Source organism: Algoriphagus sp. AGSA1 (assembly GCF_021390545.1).
Taxonomy (GTDB): domain Bacteria; phylum Bacteroidota; class Bacteroidia; order Cytophagales; family Cyclobacteriaceae; genus Algoriphagus.
This window is the reverse complement of the sequence record NZ_JAJUWR010000005.1, coordinates 198668-217706: the sequence shown is the minus strand read 5'-3', so window position 1 is coordinate 217706 and position 19039 is coordinate 198668. Positions and strand designations below refer to the sequence as shown.

The window sequence follows — 19039 nt, the reverse complement described above, 5'->3', positions numbered from 1 at the left end:
AATTTTAAGAGGAAATACACGGCTGAGATTAGGTTTTTTTAGGTAAAATCTCAAAAACCTGTGTTTTAATATCCACATCTTTAAGGTATTGCCCATAGGTAAAACTATTTCCATTCAAATGGCTATTTTTGGCGGATGAAATGGATTTATAGATTTACGGTATTTTTTGCCAGGATTGTCATATTCCTTGGCGGGTTCCTAATCCCCAAAATTAGACATTTCTCCGCTGCTAGAAAAAATCTATTTCAGAGAATTGCAATCTTCCGAGACAGTAATCCGGGGGAGTTGGCTTGGTTTCATGTGGCTTCGCTAGGCGAATATGAGCAGGCAAGACCTGTTATTGCGGAGTTGAAGCATGTAAGACCTGAGCTTCTTGTAGCGGTAAGTTTTTTCAGTCCATCGGGATTTGATAATGTGATCAAAAAGCCCCAGCCACAGGTTGATTTTATTACTTATTTGCCTCTTGATAGTAAGGGGAATGCAGTTAGATTCGTGGATTTGTTGCGTCCTAAACTTGTTTTCTTTGTCAAGTACGATTTGTGGTACCATCATATCCATGCTATAAAATCAGTAGGAATACCACTTTTTCTGTTTTCGGCGTCATTTCGGCCAGGTCAGCCCTATTTTCGTAGAGGTGGGTTCTTCAGGGATATTCTATTTCAATTTGATTATATTTTTACCCAAAATCAAAGTTCTCTCGAGCTATTGAAGACAATAAACTACCGGACTGCCAGCATCGCGGGCGATACCCGGTTTGACCGTGTAGCGGAAACAGCAAAGAATCATAAAGAATATCCAGAAATGACCAATTGGGTTGGAGATAGACCGACGGCAGTTGCCGGATCTGTTTGGGAAGAGGATATGGGTTTGCTCATTCCCCTGATGAATTCAGTATCTGGATATAGGTGGATCATAGCACCGCACGACTTGAATCCAGAGGCTATGAATCGATGGGCAGAAAAGCTTACGCTGTCGGTCGTCAGGTATTCTCAGTGGGATTCAGACTCAAATCCCGATGTGATTTTTATTGATAATATAGGAATGCTGAGTTCCTTATACCAATTTGCCAGAGTGGCCTATGTGGGAGGGGCTATGGGCAGGGGGTTGCACAATATTCTGGAACCGCTGGGTTTTGGAATCCCTGTAATATTCGGAAAATTGAAAAAGCCGGTAAAATTCCCCGAGGCTGCAGAAAGTCAATTGAATGGATGTGGATTTGAAGTGAAAGATTTTGATAGCTTAATGCGGGTATTTAAAAAATTGGAAGATCCTCATATGTATGAGGAAAGTACGAAAGCTGCAACCAAGTGGGTGAAAATGAATGAAGGAGCTGCTGATAGGATCATCAATAAGGTGGAAGAACTGATGTTAAATTAATGAAACCGGCGTTGAGGTTTTCCGCTATCAAATGGATAAAATACCCTTGAGACAGGTTATGACAACTGAGAATATTATAATCATATGATAGGAAGGGTGATAAAATCCACTGGGAGCTGGTATTTGGTGCAGACTCAGGATGAAGTTGTTTCTTCCAGATTGAAAGGGAAGTTTAAACAAGGTGAGCTGAAACTTACCAATCCTATTGCAGTGGGTGATTGGGTAGGGCTTGATAAGGAATTAAATCAGGAAACAGCGGTGATCTCTGAGATATTGCCCAGAGAGAACTATGTAATCCGCAAATCCACCAGGAAGCAGCATTTTTCACATATTATTGCCAGTAATCTGGATCAGGCTATGCTTGTGATCACCATGAAGCACCCAAGGACCTCTCTTGGGTTTATAGATAGGTTTTTGGTCAGTACGGAAAGTTTCAGGATTCCAGCCATATTGGTTGTGAATAAGATGGATCAGCTATCCGGGGAAAAAGCAGAGGATTGGCTGTTGGATATCCATGAGATCTACGAGCCCCTAGGGTATAAAGTGTTGGAAGTATCTGCTTTGAAAGAGGAAAATTTGAAAGAAAAATTCAAGTCCGTCCTAGCAGGGAAATCCACGCTGATTTCAGGGCATTCAGGTGTAGGTAAGTCCACCTTGCTCAATGCACTGGTGCCACAGGCCTCGCAGCACACCAAGGAGATCTCCGGTTTTACTTCCAAAGGTGTCCACACGACCACTTTTGCGGAGCTTTTTGCGCTGGAAGACGGTGGTGATCTGATCGATACCCCGGGCATCAAAGAGTTTGGGATATTGGATATTGAGGACAATGAACTTTCCCATTATTTCCCGGAGATGAGAAAATACCTAGGTCAATGCAAATACAACAACTGCCAGCATGTAAACGAGCCTGGCTGTGTGGTAATAGATAAAGTAGAAGCCGGATACATACATCCTTACCGCTATGAAAGCTATCTGAATATCCTCAATGAAGAAGATGATTATAGATAAGCATTTCAAGGGATTTTGAATCCAAGCAGATTTGGCCTAATTTTCATTTTTGATAAAAAGACATGAGCGAAGTACTCAACCACGAGCAGATAAAGAAGAAAATCACCCGGATGGCCTATGAGATCTATGAGCGTAATCTCAATTCAAAAGCCATAGTCTTTGCTGGAATTTCCGGAATGGGAAAAACGCTGGCCCATTTGCTGGCATCTGAACTTAAAGCAATTTCACCCCTGATCATCGAGCAAACTGAAGTGATCATAGACAAAGCCCATTTGGCTACAGAGGAGGTGCAGCTTACCTCAGCAATTGACCTACAAGGGAAAACCCTGATTTTGGTAGATGACGTGCTTAATACCGGAAAAACATTGGTCTATGCCATGAAGCCGTTTTTGGATGAAGAGCTCTATAGAATGGAAATAGCAGTGCTGGTCAACCGAAGCCATGGGCTCTTTCCGATCCGTCCTGACTACACAGGATTCGAACTATCCACTACACTTAATGAACACATCAAAGTAGATTTCTCCGGGGAAAAATTTTCCGCTTATCTACATTAATCACTATGTCTGTACACTCGTCTGCAAACATCAAAAGGATCACTACGCACATTCTTCAGGAAATGAAAGACCGTGGTGAGAAGATCTCAATGCTCACGGCCTACGATTATTCGATGGCAAAAATCGTGGATGCGTCCGGGATTGATATCATCCTGGTAGGGGATTCGGCTTCCAATGTAATGGCAGGTCATGAGACCACCTTGCCGATAACAATGGATCAGATGATATACCATGCCTCTGCCGTAGTGAGGGCGGTGAGCAGATCCTTTGTAGTGGTGGACATTCCCTTTGGCAGCTATCAGGGAAACAGTTCTGAGGCACTACGGTCTGCCATACGGATCATGAAAGAATCAGGAGCCCATGCTGTAAAAGTAGAAGGGGGATCTGAAATCAAGGAGTCTGTAGCCAGGATATTAAGTGCCGGTGTACCAGTGATGGGACACTTGGGTCTGACACCTCAGTCCATTTACAAATTCGGCACCTATACGGTAAGGGCAAAAGAAGATTCAGAAGCCGCCAAACTTCTGGAGGATGCCAAGTTGTTGGAGGAACTGGGTTGTTTTGCGATCGTGGTGGAAAAAATCCCCGCTGATCTGGCCAGAAAAGTGGCAGGGGCAGTGTCCATCCCTATTATAGGAATCGGAGCCGGAGGAGGGGTAGATGGCCAGGTCTTGGTAGTGCACGATATGCTGGGTATTACCCAAGAGTTCAAACCTAGGTTTTTACGGCAATATGCTGACCTTCAAGGGGTTATGATGGGTGCTTTTACCCAGTATATTAAAGATGTAAAAAGTCAGGACTTCCCTAATGAAAAAGAGAGTTACTAATTCGAATCTGAGTAGCGCTTGCTTTTTCGCCGCCGCTTCAGCCTCTCTCATTAAATAATAAGAATTTGTATTCAAAATTCAGCCCAGGAGTTTTAACCTCTGTCAGTGTTGGCATTTGTTCTATTTCAATTTAACCCTTTTGTTAAAGGGTCGTGTTCGCAATTCTTAATATTTTCATTCAAAATCAACTGGATTTTTCCTTTACCCGCATCATAAAGTCACTGAGTACATTCATGTAGTTGATAAAAGCATCGTATGGGGAGTCATACGGGCTGAAATACGAGTGTATATCCCCATCCGAAAAGAATTTGGTACACATGTAATAGAAGTGATCTGAGGTCTGTAAATACTTCCAGTCCCGCTGTATCTCTTCGTCTTCGATGGAGTTGACTATTTTTTCCAATTCATATAATCTGTCAAATGCCTCGTCTTGAAGGTCATTTCCTAGCCAGGCAGTGAGATCCCTTTCTTCGTCTGCCCAGGAAATAGGGATTGGCACATGGATTTTGCCTACCGGGGCTACTTTGGCAGCTATTTCCGAAGGTGTGGAAAAGCCAAAATTTGTCTGGGTAAACACGGCTTCCGGTAAGTGCTTCATAAACTCAAAAATCCCGGTCTCAGACCATTGATGTTCCCCAAAAGTCTCATAATCCATAAACAGATTAAGTGTTTCGTCTTCCTTCGGTATGTCATTTATCCATTTGATGAATTTTTCTGTGGTCAGCGGATAATCGTCCCAGGCTTTGTTCCCAAATCTAAAAGCGATGTCATCACTTAACTGGAAGTTTTTCAAAAGGATCTTCAACTTAGGTTCAATACTGTTCACATAGACATAGTTGGGGCTTTTCCAGCCTAGAATATGCTTGGCTCCCTCTGTGAGCATAGCATCGTAGCCCATTTCTGCTACCATGGCGCCGATCTGATCCGAATAAATCAATTCTGTGTTTCGGAAGACTTTAGGAGTATATCCATTAAAAAGCTCTTTGATTTTAGCCTGATGCTTATAGACAAGGTCTTTAAACTCATCCTTGCTTTTCAAAGAGGCAAGGGAATGGGAATAGGTCTCATTCAATAGCTCCACATGACCGGTTGCCACGAGTTTCTGGAAGCTCTCCAATACGTCCGGCGCATAGGTCTGCATCTGATCCATGAAAGTTCCGGATATAGAAAAACTGACTTTGAACGCACCGTTATATTTATTGATCAGCTCAAGCAGCAATGCATTCATTGGCAAATAGCATTTTTGGGCTACTTTGCGCATGATACTACGGTTTGAAAAATCATCCCAATAATGGTGGTCTTCACCAATATCAAAAAAGCGGTAGGGCTTTAGACGGTATGGCTGGTGGACCTGAAAATAGAAGCAGATATTTCTCATGGTGTTTGGTGTAATGTTTTATGGTAAACCGTGATGAGTTTTTCAGCCACGTGCTCCCATTTTAATTTTTTCAATTCTTCAGTTCCTAGCTCTTTGAACATTTTGGAAATGCCATCGTAGTGAAGTAATGCGAAAATGGCATCTGCCATAGAGTCTATATCCCAAAAGTCGATTTTTATGGCATTGTTCAAAACCTCTGCGACCCCCGATTGTTTGGAAATTATCACTGGGGTATTGTGCCTCACGGCTTCCAAGGGAGATATCCCAAAAGGTTCCGAAACAGAGGGCATCACATACACATCGGATATGGCATACATGTGGTCCACATCATCGCCCTTGAGAAATCCGGTGAAGTGAAATTTGGTGCCCATTCTAAGTTCGGCCACTCGGTCGATCATACGGTTCAATAAGTCCCCGCTTCCAGCCATTACAAAGCGGACGTTTGGATCACGTTCTATGACTTTTTTGGCAGCTTCCACAAAATACTCAGGGCCTTTTTGGAAGGTGATTCTTCCCAGAAAGGTCACGATTTTTTCAGGGACTTTTTTCTGGTAGTTGGATTTGATGATACTCGCATCCAATACGGCATTGTGAAGTACTGTGATTTTATGTGCGGGAACTCCGTATTTATTGATGATGATGTTTTTTGTGAGTTGGCTTACCGCTACAATGTGGTCAGCAGCGTGCATTCCTGATCTTTCTATGTCATAGACCACCTGATTCACAGATTCTCCAGACCGGTCAAATTCCGTGGCATGCACATGGGCTACGAGGGGCTTTCCGCTGATTTCTTTGGCAGCGATCCCCGCGGGAAATGAAAGCCAGTCGTGGGCGTGAATGATATCATGGGCTTTGTTTTTGGCAATATGAGCTGCCACCAGAGCATACCGTGACACCTCCATCATGAGATCTTTGCCGTATTTTCCGCTAAATTCAAATTTATTGGAAAACACACTTTCGTCCACATCCGTCCTGTCGTGGATCATGTAGTCCGTGTATTTTTTGAATTCATCCGGGCCTAGATACGGAACCAAAAAACTGCTCACTTCTAGGTAGGTGAGGTTTTTCCAGAATTTTTTGAACCGTTTTTCACGATAATCTATAGTGACGTCACTCGCATTGACAAAATCAGCTAGTGGCTCTTCGTCTCCCCAAAGTTTAGGTACTACAAATATGATGTCTTGCTTGTGATGAGCCATCCCTTTGACCAAGCCATAACATGCTGTCCCAAGACCTCCTGAAATATGTGGTGGGAATTCCCACCCAAACATTAGCACCTTCATAAAAAAGCCTTTATATCTTATTGACCAAATCCATCATTCTAAGTAATTCTGAAACGCTCCAAGCTTGAGAAATGGCTCCTTTTGGGCGGTGAGGTGGGTCACCGTCATATATTTCTGCCACTGTACCTACTCCATATTGTGTCATTACTCCGTCAAATCCCTGGACGATTTTGCTTATGAAATTTGCAGCTGATTTACCATGAAGTCGGATGTATCCTTCTACAAAATGGCCCAGTGGCCAGACCCAAACTGTTCCATTGTGGTAAGCCTCGTCTCTACTGATCTGATCTCCGAAATAATACCCTTTGTACGCAGGGTCGTCAGGAGATAGAGAGCGCATTCCCCGTGTGGTGAGTAACTTTGCCTTAGCTGTTTCCAGTACCTGATCACACTTTTCCTCACTCAGCATGCAATAAGGTAATGAAGTGGCAAAAATCATATTTGGCCGGATTGACCAGTCTTTTTCATCTCCATTGACACAGTCGGCTAAGTGTCCATGCTCCTCTGACCAGAATTCGATCTCGAAACTTTCTTTGATTTTGGAAGCATAACGCTGCACTTCTTCATCGCCTGTCAATTCATGGTAGAAGCAAAGTGCGTTGTACCAAAGAGCCTGGATTTCTACCGGGCAGCCGGCACGTTGGGTCACAGGCCCGTCCGGGGTCACCGCATCCATCCATGTCAGTGCCTTACCTTCTTCACCGCCATATACCAGTCCGTTTTCCTGTACATGTATGTTGAACTCGGTGCCATTGATGTACCCATCAATGATTCCTTTCATTTTGTCCAGGTACCTATCAATGATGGTCTTACTGTCCCGGGTATAAATTATATATTGTTGCAGTGCCCAGAAATACCAAAGAGGCGCATCTATGGAGTTCATATTTGTGATGACCCCACTGCCTACATTTGGGAAAAGGGGGCCTTTCATATCGCGGGACATGGTGTCCATGATGTCCAGAAAAGTTTTTGAATCACCTATGGACAGCGTAAGGCCAGGAGCAGCTACAAAGGTGTCTCTTCCCCACCAGCCAAACCAAGGATATCCAGCAATCACCCGTGTGTCACCATCTCTTTTTCTGAGAAACTGACCGGCTGAGTTTTTAAGGCAATTCAGGAAGTTGCTGCGGGGGATTCTTCTGGCTATTTCTTTTTCGAAAGCACTTTGTCTAGTCTTAGGATCTGCTTCAGTCAATCCAGCTGAAAATATGACCGATTCCCCTTTTTCGATATCAAACTCAAAATAGCCAGGCACATATAGGTCTTCCTGATAATCGTACCCGCGTTCCCGCTCCAGTATGTATTCTATGTTATAGTACCAATCCGGGGCAGGGACGAATTCCACTTTCTTGGAGACTTGCAGATAAAGCGGATCATAGGCTTCATACAAATGGAAAATCGCGCCGTTTGAAGTCTTTTTATATTTCTTGTTTATATGTGTGTTCGCTTTGGACAAATCGTGAAACCCCCGAAAAGCTAAAAAAGGCTGTATTCGTATTTTGGTAGGTGAATGAGCGTCCAGTAAGGTATAGCGTATCATCAACCGGTCTCTGTTAGTGTCTAGAATCAATTCCTTCTGTAACAACACGCCGCCTACACGGTACGTCAATTTGGGGATGGGTTCAGAATCAAAATCCTCTAAATATTTATGTCCCCGTGGGGAATAATTCCCAGGGAATTTACTGATGCCCAAATTGAAGCTTGCCCCATGCTGTATGACCGTTTCATGGACTGTGGAGAGCATCACGTGGTTTTGTGAGTCGATTTGAGGCTGGGGGACTACAAGCAGTCCATGGTATTTGCGGGTATTGCAGCAAATGATGGACGTACTGGTATAAGCACCTGAACGGTTGGATCTGATGATCTCTCTTTCGAGGGAATAATTCAGATTGATTAATTGTGTTTTATCAAAATGGATATAACTCATGCGGGGAAAATTCTATGTTGTTAAAAATAGAGTTTTGTGCCGACAAGAAAAATGAAATGCAAAAAAATAAAGGTTATGTTTCCATAACCTTTTATTTTGTTAATCAGGAGTGAGCCGCTTCTTTTTGGATTTCTTCGAAATTTCTCAGCGATTCTTCAAATTTCATCAAATAGCTTTTTGCCGCCTTAAGGTTGATGGGCTTCACTTGAGGGAATTTTGGCGAAGTTTTGAACAAAGTAAACATCTGAAGTTGGTTTAGTTCTGGGGGCTTTTTATCAAATGCTGTGCCAAGACAGGCTTCATAAATAACAAAGCCCCTCGTTAAGAGGGGCTTTTGGGTGAAAGACCGGGTTCGAACCGGCGACCTCTGGATCCACAAACCAGCGCTCTAACCAGCTGAGCTACAATCACCATATATGCATCTGGGTTGGTTCCTTCCAAATGGTCTGCAAAAGTAATGATTAAGCTGAATCAGTGCAAGCTGAAAAATTATTTTTTTATTGAAAATTCTAAGCGTTCACCTTTTTTCTGCTCATGGAATGTCCCGTTTTCGTACGCCAGATGTCCAGAAACGACTGTATGTGTGATCTTTGACTGAAAAGTGTGCCCCTCAAAAGGTGACCAGCCACATTTGGATAAAATATTCTCTTTGGAGACCTCCCAAGGATTGTCCAAGTCCACCAAGACCAGGTCAGCATAATATCCGGCCCTGATAAATCCTCTATCCTTAATGTTAAATAGGGTTGCAACATTGTGACTCATTTTCAACGCGATTTTCTCCAGGCTGATTTTGCCCTGATGGTAGAAGTCAAGCATGGCAACCAGACTGTGCTGATTGAGCGGCCCTCCGGATGGCGCTTTGGTGTAAACCTGGTCTTTTTCCTCCAATGTATGCGGGGCATGGTCCGTGGCCACTACATCTATGGTTCCGTCCAGCACCGCGTTGAAGATGGCATCCCTGTCTTTGGCTGTTTTTACAGCCGGATTCCATTTGATCAGATTGCCTTTGGTCTCATAGTCTTCTTCAGAAAACCACATGTGATGTATGCAGGCTTCAGCGGTGATTTTTTTCTCTTCCAGTGGAATGGTATTGGTAAAAAGTTCCAGTTCCTTAGCGGTACTGATGTGTAGGATATGAAGTCGGGTCCCGTGTTTTTTGGCCATGGCCACAGCGCGGCTGGAAGCATCATAGCAAGCTTCTTCAGAGCGGATTTTTGGATGGAATTTCACGGGAATATCATCTCCATAGATTGCTTTATATTCATCCAAATTTGCCTTGATGATGCTGTCATTTTCGCTATGAATCGCAATGAGAGATTTACATTCCTTGAATATTCCTTCCAGAGATTCTATGTTGTCCACTACCATATTTCCCGTGGAAGAACCCTGGAAGATCTTCAGACCGCAGACTTTCTCAAAATTCACCTTCATGATTTCATCGAGATTGCTGTTCGTCGCTCCCATGAAAAAAGAATAATTAGCCAAGGAAACTTCCGATGCCCTTGCATATTTCTGCTCAAGAAGATCCACTGTAATAGATTGGGGAACAGTATTAGGCATCTCCATGTAGGAGGTAGTGCCTCCTGCTACTCCCGCTTTCGCTTCGGTGTATATTTCTGCCTTATGGGTGAGTCCAGGCTCTCTGAAGTGTACCTGGTCATCGATTAGACCAGGGAAAAGATGTTTTCCTGTCCCGTCAATATGAATATCCGCTTGCTCTGCACTGAGATTTTCCCCCAGTTGTGAAATTCTTCCGTTTTCTACCAACACATCGCCCGGACTTATCCGGCCTTCATTGACTATATTTGCACCGGTGATCAGAATACTTTTCATCTTTTACTCCTTTTTGGATTTTACTAATTCAACCAAAATTAACGAATCATGAGCAATGAGGCCTCAACATTTGAAGCATTTAAGCTAAATAAACAGCTATTGAATGCAGTGGCCGATGCCGGCTATGTTCATCCAACGCTTATTCAGGAAAAAGCTATCCCACTTGCACTCGCCGGGCATGATGTGCTAGGAATAGCCCAGACAGGCACAGGGAAGACAGCTGCGTATGTTTTGCCGCTTCTCATGAAGGTGAAATATGCGCAAGGGGATCATGCCAGAGCATTGATTTTGGCTCCAACGAGGGAATTGGTCATGCAGATCGAAGAAGTTGTGCTGCAAATGGCCGTAAATACAGATCTGAGAATGGTGTCACTTTATGGAGGACTGGGCCCAAAGACCCAAATAGAAACAATAGAGAAGGGTGTTGATATCATCGTTTCCACACCTGGGAGATTTTTGGATATTTATAGAAAAGGGAAAATCCTCACCAAAGAAATCAAGACCATGGTGCTGGATGAAGCAGACAAAATGATGGATATGGGCTTTATGCCTCAGATCAGGTCAATTTTGGAGATAATACCAGTAAAGCGGCAAAACTTGCTTTTCTCCGCGACTTTTGGTGAGCGGATTGATCGCTTTGCGGCTGAATTCCTAGAATTTCCTGAGCGGGTGGAAGTGACTCCCCAGGCCACTACCGCTGAAACTATAGGACAGGTAAAATACTTGGTTCCCAATATTAAAACAAAACTTAGTCTTCTTGCCAACCTGTTTAAGAATGAGGAGATTAGCAGAGCGATTGTTTTCACCCGTTCCAGAAGAAATGCGGAAGAGGTTTTTGCCTTTCTCAGTCACCGGAGTTATGGCGAAGTGCGGGTGATCCATGCGAATAAGGGTCAGAATACCCGGATTAATTCCATCGAGGATTTCAAAGGCGGTGATGTTCGGATTTTGGTAGCGACGGATGTGGCCTCTAGGGGGCTGGATGTGACCATGGTCTCCCATGTGGTGAACTTTGACGTGCCGCTGATCTATGAGGATTATGTACATAGGATAGGGAGAACAGGCCGGGCCACCAATGAAGGAAAGGCGATCAGCTTTGTAAATCCTGCTGAGGAATATCATTTCGATAAGATTGAGCAGATTATTCGGATGAAAGTGGAGGAAGCTCCGATTCCTGATGAAGTGGATGTTACCCCAACTCCTTTTGAAGAGAAGCAGGCCTATGCCCGTGAACTGGATCGTTTGCTCCAACGAGACAACCCTGATTACAAGGGGGCTTTTCATGAGAAAAAAGAGCATAAAAAACCGAACCCACATCTAGAGGCGCAGGAGAAAGAAAAGAAGCGTGGAAACAAGAACTCCAAAGCCAAAACCAACAGAAACCAGCTGAAGACCAAACATCAGAAGAATAAAGGGAAGTAGTCTTCGCTTAGTAAGGTTAATTTTCTCTAAAACTAATCTTGATCTGTTTGATGATTTATTAGCAATGATCAAATTTGAGATATGAGATTAGTTTTATTTTTTATTTTCGTCAGTGCATCCCTGCAAGCACAAACCTTTTTGGTTCCATACAACCACCTACTACCGGATTCAAGAAAAATAGGAGTCCAAGTTGAGTTCTTAAATGAGTTTGATTCAGAAAGGGAAACGGTATTTCTCTTAGAGGATGCATTTGATGAACTATATTTGTCTTTTAATGAATTGCTGGATTTTTCTGAGTCCAGCAATTTTGTTTTGATCAAGGGAAGAAAGGATAATGATGAGCTAAAGAGAGGAGTTATACATTCTGGGAACCTGGATTATCAATTGGCTTACAAACTTTTCAATCAGGATCAAGTTGCACGCGATATCGAAGTGATCAGGCAGGAATTGCTCGGCAATAAGCAGGTGATTTTGTTCGGATATTCGTCGGCTGCGATGGTTTTGCAATATTATTTATCCTTATTCCCTCAGCATGTAAAAAGAATGATCAGTGTGAATCCCTTGGTTTTTGACATTCAAAAGAACTTGAGTTTTCCTTACTCAGGATTATCATTTTCGGATATAAAGCTTAGTGATGTGCAGAGCTTCGATTTCGGTTACTATGCAAATTTCAATAAAGGGATTCTGAGCAAGAAAGCTTTGTCTAAAGAGAACCTGATGGTTTTTCTAACTTTACAAGATGTATTGATGGGATTAGCCAAGGGTGAGGATATTGAAAGCAACATCCCGTTAATGGTGAGGATGTTTGAACATGCAATAGCACTCTCAGGATTGCAAGACTCTGAGCAAAAGAGCAATCCAAGTTTGGACGTAATGAAAAAATTGAGTAGTTCCCTTTGGAGTGCCTATCAAAGTACCAACTTTGATTTCTATGGAACCAACTACGATCGATTACTGGAGTTTGAAGGGAAAATGATATTGATTGGGGGAGCTTTTGATCATATGATTTACTCCAAATCATATGATGTGCTCGCAGAATATTATGCTAACTGCACCTTGCTGTTACTCCACGATGGTCATGGGCTACAGCAAGCACTGAAGCTTACTTCCTTCCATGAATTAGTAAACGCATTCATTACTAACGACACTGCTGGGAAGATTTCTGCTTATAAAAAATTGTCTGAAGAGAACTTCATCTTCCAGAAGTATTATGAGGGGGCGTTTAAAGTTCCCCCTCCTTTTTGATTCAATCCTGACCTGAGCTTGCTATTTATCACTTATTCATTCCCATATAATCCACTACGAAATAACTTAAAGTACGCATTCCCAGTACAAATCCGCCTTCGTCTATGTAGAAACCCGGTGTGTGGTGGGATGGAGTGGTAAGCGGATCGCCTCCTTTTTTCATTCCTCCCAGAAATACAAATACGCCCGGCTTTTCTCTCTGGAAAAAGCTGAAATCCTCGGCTCCGGTCACAGGATTCAAATAAATCAAATTTTCTGCGCCTGCCGCAGCTTCCAGTGAAGGGAGCATTTCCTTGGTTAGGTCAGGATGATTGACAGTGGAGGGATATAGTTTCTCGATCTTCAGATCCACGGTAGCTCCGGCACTTTCTGCAATATTGGTTACGATCTCAGTGATACGCCTATGGACCAATTCCTGCTGCTCATCGCCGAAAGTCCTGACTGTTCCGATAAGTTCCACTTCCTCCGGGATGATATTGTGGCGGATACCTCCATGTATGGCTCCGATCGTGACTACTGCGGGATTTTGAGTGACATTTACATTTCTGGAAAGGATGGTCTGCAGTCCCATGATGATCTGGGAGCTGGTGACAACGGGATCCACACTAGACCAAGGATACGCACCATGGGCTTGCACACCTTTGACGGTGATTTCCAGATTGTCCACCGCTGCCATGATAGGTCCGGATCGGTATCCGATTTTTCCTATTTCCGTCTGCGAATTGATATGCAAACCAAAAATCGCATCCACATCTTCCATCACGCCCTCTTTTACCATCAGCTCTGCTCCGGCCATTTCCGCATCAAAAACCCCTTCTTCCGCAGGCTGGAAAATGAACTTTACAGTTCCTTCCAAATCATCCTTCAAGCTGGAGAGCACCTCTGCAACACCCATCAAGATCGCCACATGGGAATCGTGACCACAGGCATGCATGACTCCCGTTTCCTGGCCATTGTATGTGGCGGTGTTTACAGATTTGAAAGGCAAATCGTTTCGCTCTGTCACGGGAAGAGCATCCATATCTGCCCGTAGTGCAACTGTGGGGCCAGGCTTTCCTCCTTTCAAAACTCCCACAACCCCTGTCACGGCCACATTTTCGGTAACCTCGATTCCTAGGGAGCGGAGATGATCAGCGACTTTCTTTGCTGTGCGGAATTCCTGGTTACCCAACTCCGGATGCATGTGGATATCCCGTCTCCATTCGATCACCTTGGCTTCTATTGCATTTGATTTGGTATCAATCGACGAACGGAGTTCCGATTGTGCCAAAAGAGAACCTGAGGCGAGGAACATGGATATATGAACTAGCGGGTATAGAATTTTTTTCATGGAGGTTGGTTTTTAAATGCTACTATTCAAATTTAGAAAAATGTACTAAAGCACAAGCTATTTACTGCTTAAGAGTAGGAAAAGTGTGTGACATTAGAACTTTTTGATCTGATTTCCCTTTTTGACACCAATGTCCATGGGATTTTCCATGTAAGTAAGAAACTACTATCTGCGATGAACGCGGCGGGTGAAGGACATATTTTAAACGTCGCTTCTATTGCAGGACTGAATGGTGTGACCAATTTTGCTGAATATTATCCTTAAATTGTTTTGGGCAAGTAATGTGTTTATTTTTGAACACTGTTCTTTAATAGAAATAAGCTGTGAACTAGAGTCTGCTGATGCATATACCTTGCTGTTTACCGCTGACAAGTAGGCAAGTGACTGCTTACCTTGTTTCCTTTGCCATGGGAGGATATGGCCTTTGAAAGTCAAATCAAATTTTATGAAATCGAACATGTCGAAAACGGCACATACTGGAATGATTATCCTAAGTGAGACTACCTGTCCGACGCCAGGCGGGCATGTGACCACCAGAAAAACAATTGTAATCACATGAAAAAAATAAATCTGATTATTCTATTAGTGGCTCTTATCGGGAGCGCTGGGTATGTGGGTTATCTGTCAAGTATGGATAATCCTGCGGAGGATACGCTTCTTTCGGCACCAGTTCTTCTACCTGATTTTACGTTAAGCGACATCAACGGTGAATCAAAATCCATTTATCAGTTAGCGGAGAATAAGCCTACACTTTTGATTTACTTCAATTCCACTTGCCACTTATGCCAAGAGGAGCTTGCCACACTTTCTAAGAGAATAGATGAATTCAAGGAGTATAATTTGATTTTGACAACCGTAGAGCCGTTAGAGGAGATGATTGGCTTTGTAGTAGGGCTGGGAGTGAAAGACAAGAGCTATGTCCATTTTCTGCTTGACAGCAGGATGGACGTTGCCGGCTACCTTCAGATCAAGAGTGTTCCGTCAATCTACTGCTATGATGCAAAAAAGCAATTGATAGCGGAGTATGTAGGGATTACCAAAATAGATCTTCTGCTGGAGAAGCTGGCAAAGGGGAAATAAGATTTAAAGTAGTACTTGGTCTGTTTCAGAAAAACTATTTCGTATCAAGATGCTTTTTCCGCAGCGTCTCACACCGCTCACTACCACGATTTGATTCGTATAGTCAGGTAGGACTTTTTCCCTCTTTGCAAGTGATTTTTGAAGAAAGTTATCATTTTGAGCTAAGATTATTTCTCCAAGTGTTTGCTTTGGTATCATGTAAAATTCTGTAAGTCAATGCAAATAGAATAGTATGTGTTATCAATACAAGATATCATGTATTAATAAGTACAAGTTATTTAATTTGAGGTTAACGTTAATGAAAAGAGCACTCTCTGATAAAAAGGCGAACATTACACCTCCTTTCTCAAAAACTCTATTTTTTCCTTACTTTTGACTGACTAAAAAAGCTCCATGTCACTCGAAGTATCCCAGCTTACCAAACAATATGGCACACAGAAAGCGCTAGACGATGTTTCTTTTTCGGCTAGTCCCGGAAGGATTCTTGGGTTTTTAGGCCCAAATGGCGCAGGGAAATCCACTACGATGAAGATCATCACGGGGTTTTTATCGGCTGATTCCGGTCAGGTGAAAGTATTGGGAAGGGATGCGCTTCAAGCTCCGCAGGAAGCAAGCAAACTTATAGGTTATTTACCCGAGCATAATCCGCTTTATCTGGATATGTATGTGGGGGAGTTCCTTGAGTTTTCCGGTGGATTGTATAGGCTTTCAGGGCAGCAGCTTCAGTCCAGAGTAAAGGAAATGCTAAGCCGTACCGGCCTGGAGCCTGAGCAGTATAAAAAAATCGGGCAGTTGTCTAAAGGGTATCGTCAGCGTGTGGGCTTGGCCAGAGCACTGATTCATGATCCCCAGGTGGTGATTTTGGATGAGCCAACCACTGGCCTGGATCCCAATCAATTGGTGGAAATAAGAAATCTAATCCAAGAAGTGGCCAGGGATAGGACGCTCATTCTTTCCACTCATATCATGCAGGAAGTGGAGGCGATCTGTCATGATGTGGTGATTGTCAACAAAGGCAGGGTTCTGGCTTCCGAATCACTCGCTGATTTGAAATCCAATTCTGCGGACACGGTTTTGATTCTGGAAACCGAGGAAGAGTTAGAACTTGGGTGGTTTGAAAATGTGGGGAAAATAGATTTTGGGGCAAAAGGCAAGAAGGAATTGCTTATTTCCACTACCGATCCTGCTTTGGCTAGAAAAAGAATAATGAATGTCATCAACGAGCGTTCCCTTAACCTGATCAGGCTCAACCAAAGCAAAAAGAACCTTGAATTAATTTTTAGAGAAATCACCAACGGCTGAATATGAAGAGCTTATTTCTAAAAGAAATCAATGCCTTTTTTGGAAGTCTTTTGGGCTATTTGGTCCTCGCCTTATTTCTTGTGGCTATAGGCTTGATCGTATGGGTCTTCCCAGAGACAAGTGTCTTGGATTATGGTTTTGCTGATCTCGAACCCCTATTCACCTATACTCCCTATGTATTCACGTTTCTGGTGCCGGCATTGTCCATGCGGGCGATTGCCGAAGAACGAAAATCCGGAACTTGGGAGTTGTTGAGAACTTCACCCCTATCATTGATTCAGATTATATTGGCCAAATACCTCGCTTTGCTTTGTTTGGTTTTGGTAGCTGTTTTGCCTACGTTACTTTATCTGTACAGCATTGTCCAATTGGGAGACCCGGTGGGGAATATTGACCAGGCAGGGTTTTTTGGCTCATGGATAGGTTTGATTATGATAGGAGCGGTATTTTCTGCGGTGGGTTTGTTTGCCAGTTCCCTGACGTCCCAACAGGTGGTGGCTTTCGTGTTGGGAGTGTTTTTATGCTTTGTTTTATACTTCGGTTTCTCGGCTGTAGCAGAAATGCAGCTAGGGACTTTTAGCTTTTGGGTGGAGGAGATGAGTCTAAGTTATCATTATATGAGCCTGAGTAGGGGAGTGGTGAATTCAGGGGATATGTTCTTTATGCTGGGGATGATCTGGTTGTTTTTGGGAGGTTCTGTTATGATTTTGAGAAACAAATGAAAAGCTCTGTCGCACATATCGCCAAACCCTGGATTGTACTTTTTGGAGGTATTGTACTTTTTATTTTGTTGGGTCAATTCATGCATTTTCGGGTGGATCTGACAGAGGAAAAACGATTTTCCCTGCACCCGGCCACAGAAGAAGTACTTGCCCGGATCTCTGAGCCACTCCATGTGGATATTCTTCTCGGGAAAAATCTCCCTGGAGGCATGCGACGCCTGCAAAAGTCCATAGAAGAAACCATAAGGACATTCAACGCGTACAGTCCTGAGAAAATCACTTTTTCCTATTTTGACCCAATGAGTGTTGAGGGGGGGGAACGGGAAGAGTTTATCCTTTCGCTGGCTCAGTATGGTATCAATCCTACCAATCTGTCTTTCAATCAAAACACGGGACTGCAGTCACAGCTGATTTTCCCCGGCATTTTGGTCAGCAATGAGGAGTTTGAAACAGGGGCATTGATCCTCAAAGGTGAGCGTGGTATGAGCCCCGATCAGATTTTAAACCAATCTATTGAAAACCTCGAATTTGAACTGAGCAATGCCATCCGTAAGTTGATTTCGCCGGAATCCTCTGCCATTGCTATGCTCATTGGACATGGTGAGATGGGATCAGATGAGGGTTTCGGGATGGTGGAGGCCTTGGATGGAGAGTTTGAACTGTTCAAAGTGCCGCTAGAGCAGGCAAAAAAGCCGGAAGATTTAGAGCATTTCTCAATTGTGTTTATCCAAGGGCCCAGGGATAGCTATACCGAGCGTGAAATATATCTCCTGGACCAATACGTCATGAACGGGGGAAATCTCGTCGTTTTACTGGATGGTGTAGCGGTAAATGTAGAAAATGCAGGAGGAGAGGGGACATTGGCAATGCCTTTTGAATCGGGTTTAGACAATTTGCTTTTTCGCTATGGAGTCCGCGTGAATAAGGATTTGATTCAGGATCTGAATTTCGGCTACCTTCCGGTAATAGGAGGTAATTTCGGTGATCAGCAGCAGATGGTGCCCTTACCTTGGCCATTCTTCATCAATGCAGGAAGAATGCAGTCCCATGCTGTTACTAAGGGGCTAGATGTAGTTAATTTTCGTTTTGTGAGTAGTTTGGATACGGTCATGGCAGAGGGAGTTGTCAAAACTCCTCTGATCTTCAGCTCAGATTATTCCAGGATTTTGCCAGCTCCTGTTCGGGTTGCTTTCAGTGACATGGAGCAGGAGCCGGATGTGACGCTATACGGAATAAAGAATTTACCTCTCGTGTATTTGCTCGAAGGGGAGTTTACCTCTCTCTATAAAAACCGCTTTTTACCGGATGGTTTTGCGAAAGCGGATTTCAAAGAAAAAGGAAGAGGAAAAGTGGTGGTGATCGGTGATGGGGAAGTTTTTCAGGCACAGAGCAATCTGGAAAACGGTACCCCGCTCGCTCTTGGTGAAGATCCCTTCAGTCAGACTACGTTTGCAAATAGGCTGTTCTTACAAAATCTGGCCCAGTACCTTTCCGAGCCTGAGGGAATCATTGCTTCCAGGACCCGCACCTTTCAGATCCGGCCATTGGACAAAGTGAAAGTAACTCAACAGAAAGCCTACTGGCAGGCAGTAAATGTGCTGGGGCCGGTAGTGGTTTTATTGGTTTTTGGAGGGATAATAGTGGGTATCAGAAAGAATCGCTACAACAAAAAATCAAACTAGCTGATTATTCCACTTCTAATGCATTAATTTTCCAGAGAATCAATTATACGGAGGTTCAAATTAGAATTT

The 19039-nt window shown here is 43.4% G+C and carries 17 protein-coding genes and 1 tRNA gene; 11 read left to right on the top strand and 7 right to left on the bottom strand.

Going from position 1 to position 19039, the window contains the following annotated elements; translation table 11 throughout:
- Positions 1 to 135 precede the first annotated feature (135 nt).
- From LZF95_RS05330 to panB, 4 genes are all read left to right on the top strand, one after another.
- Positions 136 to 1377, top strand: coding sequence for a 3-deoxy-D-manno-octulosonic acid transferase (locus LZF95_RS05330; protein ID WP_233753938.1), 1242 nt, complete (start codon positions 136 to 138; stop codon positions 1375 to 1377).
- Positions 1378 to 1461: 84 nt separating this feature from the next.
- Complete coding sequence (rsgA, locus tag LZF95_RS05325) at positions 1462 to 2385, top strand: ribosome small subunit-dependent GTPase A (protein ID WP_233753937.1); 924 nt, start codon at positions 1462 to 1464, stop codon at positions 2383 to 2385.
- Between the two features lie 62 nt (positions 2386 to 2447).
- On the top strand, positions 2448 to 2939 hold the full coding sequence (locus LZF95_RS05320; protein ID WP_233753936.1) for a phosphoribosyltransferase family protein: 492 nt from the start codon (positions 2448 to 2450) through the stop codon (positions 2937 to 2939).
- 5 nt (positions 2940 to 2944) lie between these two features.
- Positions 2945 to 3766 carry a 3-methyl-2-oxobutanoate hydroxymethyltransferase gene (panB, locus tag LZF95_RS05315; RefSeq protein WP_233753935.1) on the top strand — a complete coding sequence of 274 codons (822 nt, stop codon included), beginning with the start codon at positions 2945 to 2947 and terminating at the stop codon, positions 3764 to 3766.
- A gap of 184 nt (positions 3767 to 3950) precedes the next feature.
- Here panB and LZF95_RS05310 read toward each other — a convergent pair whose 3' ends face one another.
- From LZF95_RS05310 to LZF95_RS05285, 6 genes are all read right to left on the bottom strand, one after another.
- A complete protein-coding gene (locus LZF95_RS05310) occupies positions 3951 to 5144 on the bottom strand; it encodes a glycoside hydrolase family 57 protein (protein ID WP_233753934.1) in 1194 nt (397 codons plus the stop codon).
- On the bottom strand, positions 5141 to 6427 hold the full coding sequence (locus tag LZF95_RS05305) for a glycosyltransferase family 4 protein (protein ID WP_233753933.1): 1287 nt from the start codon (positions 6425 to 6427) through the stop codon (positions 5141 to 5143). The genes LZF95_RS05310 and LZF95_RS05305 overlap by 4 nt, the downstream gene beginning before the upstream one ends.
- A 10-nt stretch (positions 6428 to 6437) precedes the next feature.
- On the bottom strand, positions 6438 to 8354 hold the full coding sequence (locus LZF95_RS05300; protein ID WP_233753932.1) for an amylo-alpha-1,6-glucosidase: 1917 nt from the start codon (positions 8352 to 8354) through the stop codon (positions 6438 to 6440).
- 103 nt (positions 8355 to 8457) lie between these two features.
- Complete coding sequence (locus LZF95_RS05295) at positions 8458 to 8598, bottom strand: hypothetical protein (RefSeq protein ID WP_233753931.1); 141 nt, start codon at positions 8596 to 8598, stop codon at positions 8458 to 8460.
- 92 nt (positions 8599 to 8690) lie between these two features.
- Positions 8691 to 8766: transfer RNA gene (locus LZF95_RS05290), tRNA-His, on the bottom strand.
- 77 nt (positions 8767 to 8843) lie between these two features.
- Positions 8844 to 10187: a dihydroorotase gene (locus LZF95_RS05285; RefSeq protein WP_233753930.1), complete on the bottom strand. Its 1344-nt coding sequence runs from the start codon at positions 10185 to 10187 to the stop codon at positions 8844 to 8846.
- A 48-nt stretch (positions 10188 to 10235) separates the two neighbouring features.
- On the opposite strand from LZF95_RS05285, the gene LZF95_RS05280 reads away from it, so the two are divergent.
- Together LZF95_RS05280 and LZF95_RS05275 are read left to right on the top strand one after the other, a co-directional pair.
- Positions 10236 to 11609, top strand: a complete 1374-nt coding sequence (locus tag LZF95_RS05280) for a DEAD/DEAH box helicase (RefSeq protein WP_233753929.1) — start codon at positions 10236 to 10238, stop codon at positions 11607 to 11609.
- Positions 11610 to 11690: 81 nt separating this feature from the next.
- Complete coding sequence (locus tag LZF95_RS05275) at positions 11691 to 12854, top strand: alpha/beta fold hydrolase (protein ID WP_233753928.1); 1164 nt, start codon at positions 11691 to 11693, stop codon at positions 12852 to 12854.
- A gap of 28 nt (positions 12855 to 12882) precedes the next feature.
- On the opposite strand, the gene LZF95_RS05270 is transcribed toward LZF95_RS05275, so the two are convergent.
- A complete protein-coding gene (locus tag LZF95_RS05270; protein WP_233753927.1) occupies positions 12883 to 14184 on the bottom strand; it encodes an amidohydrolase in 1302 nt (433 codons plus the stop codon).
- 87 nt (positions 14185 to 14271) lie between these two features.
- Here LZF95_RS05270 and LZF95_RS05265 point away from each other — a divergent pair, with 87 nt between their 5' ends.
- The 5 genes from LZF95_RS05265 to gldG all read left to right on the top strand — a co-directional run bounded on the left by LZF95_RS05265 (position 14272) and on the right by gldG (position 18970).
- Complete coding sequence (locus tag LZF95_RS05265) at positions 14272 to 14448, top strand: SDR family NAD(P)-dependent oxidoreductase (protein ID WP_233753926.1); 177 nt, start codon at positions 14272 to 14274, stop codon at positions 14446 to 14448.
- A gap of 291 nt (positions 14449 to 14739) precedes the next feature.
- Positions 14740 to 15264, top strand: coding sequence for a redoxin domain-containing protein (locus LZF95_RS05260; protein ID WP_233753925.1), 525 nt, complete (start codon positions 14740 to 14742; stop codon positions 15262 to 15264).
- 393 nt (positions 15265 to 15657) lie between these two features.
- Complete coding sequence (gene gldA / locus LZF95_RS05255; protein WP_233753924.1) at positions 15658 to 16566, top strand: gliding motility-associated ABC transporter ATP-binding subunit GldA; 909 nt, start codon at positions 15658 to 15660, stop codon at positions 16564 to 16566.
- A gap of 2 nt (positions 16567 to 16568) precedes the next feature.
- Positions 16569 to 17288 carry a gliding motility-associated ABC transporter permease subunit GldF gene (gldF, locus tag LZF95_RS05250; RefSeq protein ID WP_233753923.1) on the top strand — a complete coding sequence of 240 codons (720 nt, stop codon included), beginning with the start codon at positions 16569 to 16571 and terminating at the stop codon, positions 17286 to 17288.
- Positions 17285 to 18970, top strand: a complete 1686-nt coding sequence (gene gldG / locus LZF95_RS05245) for a gliding motility-associated ABC transporter substrate-binding protein GldG (protein ID WP_233753922.1) — start codon at positions 17285 to 17287, stop codon at positions 18968 to 18970. The genes gldF and gldG overlap by 4 nt, the downstream gene beginning before the upstream one ends.
- The last annotated feature ends 69 nt before the right edge of the window (positions 18971 to 19039 follow it).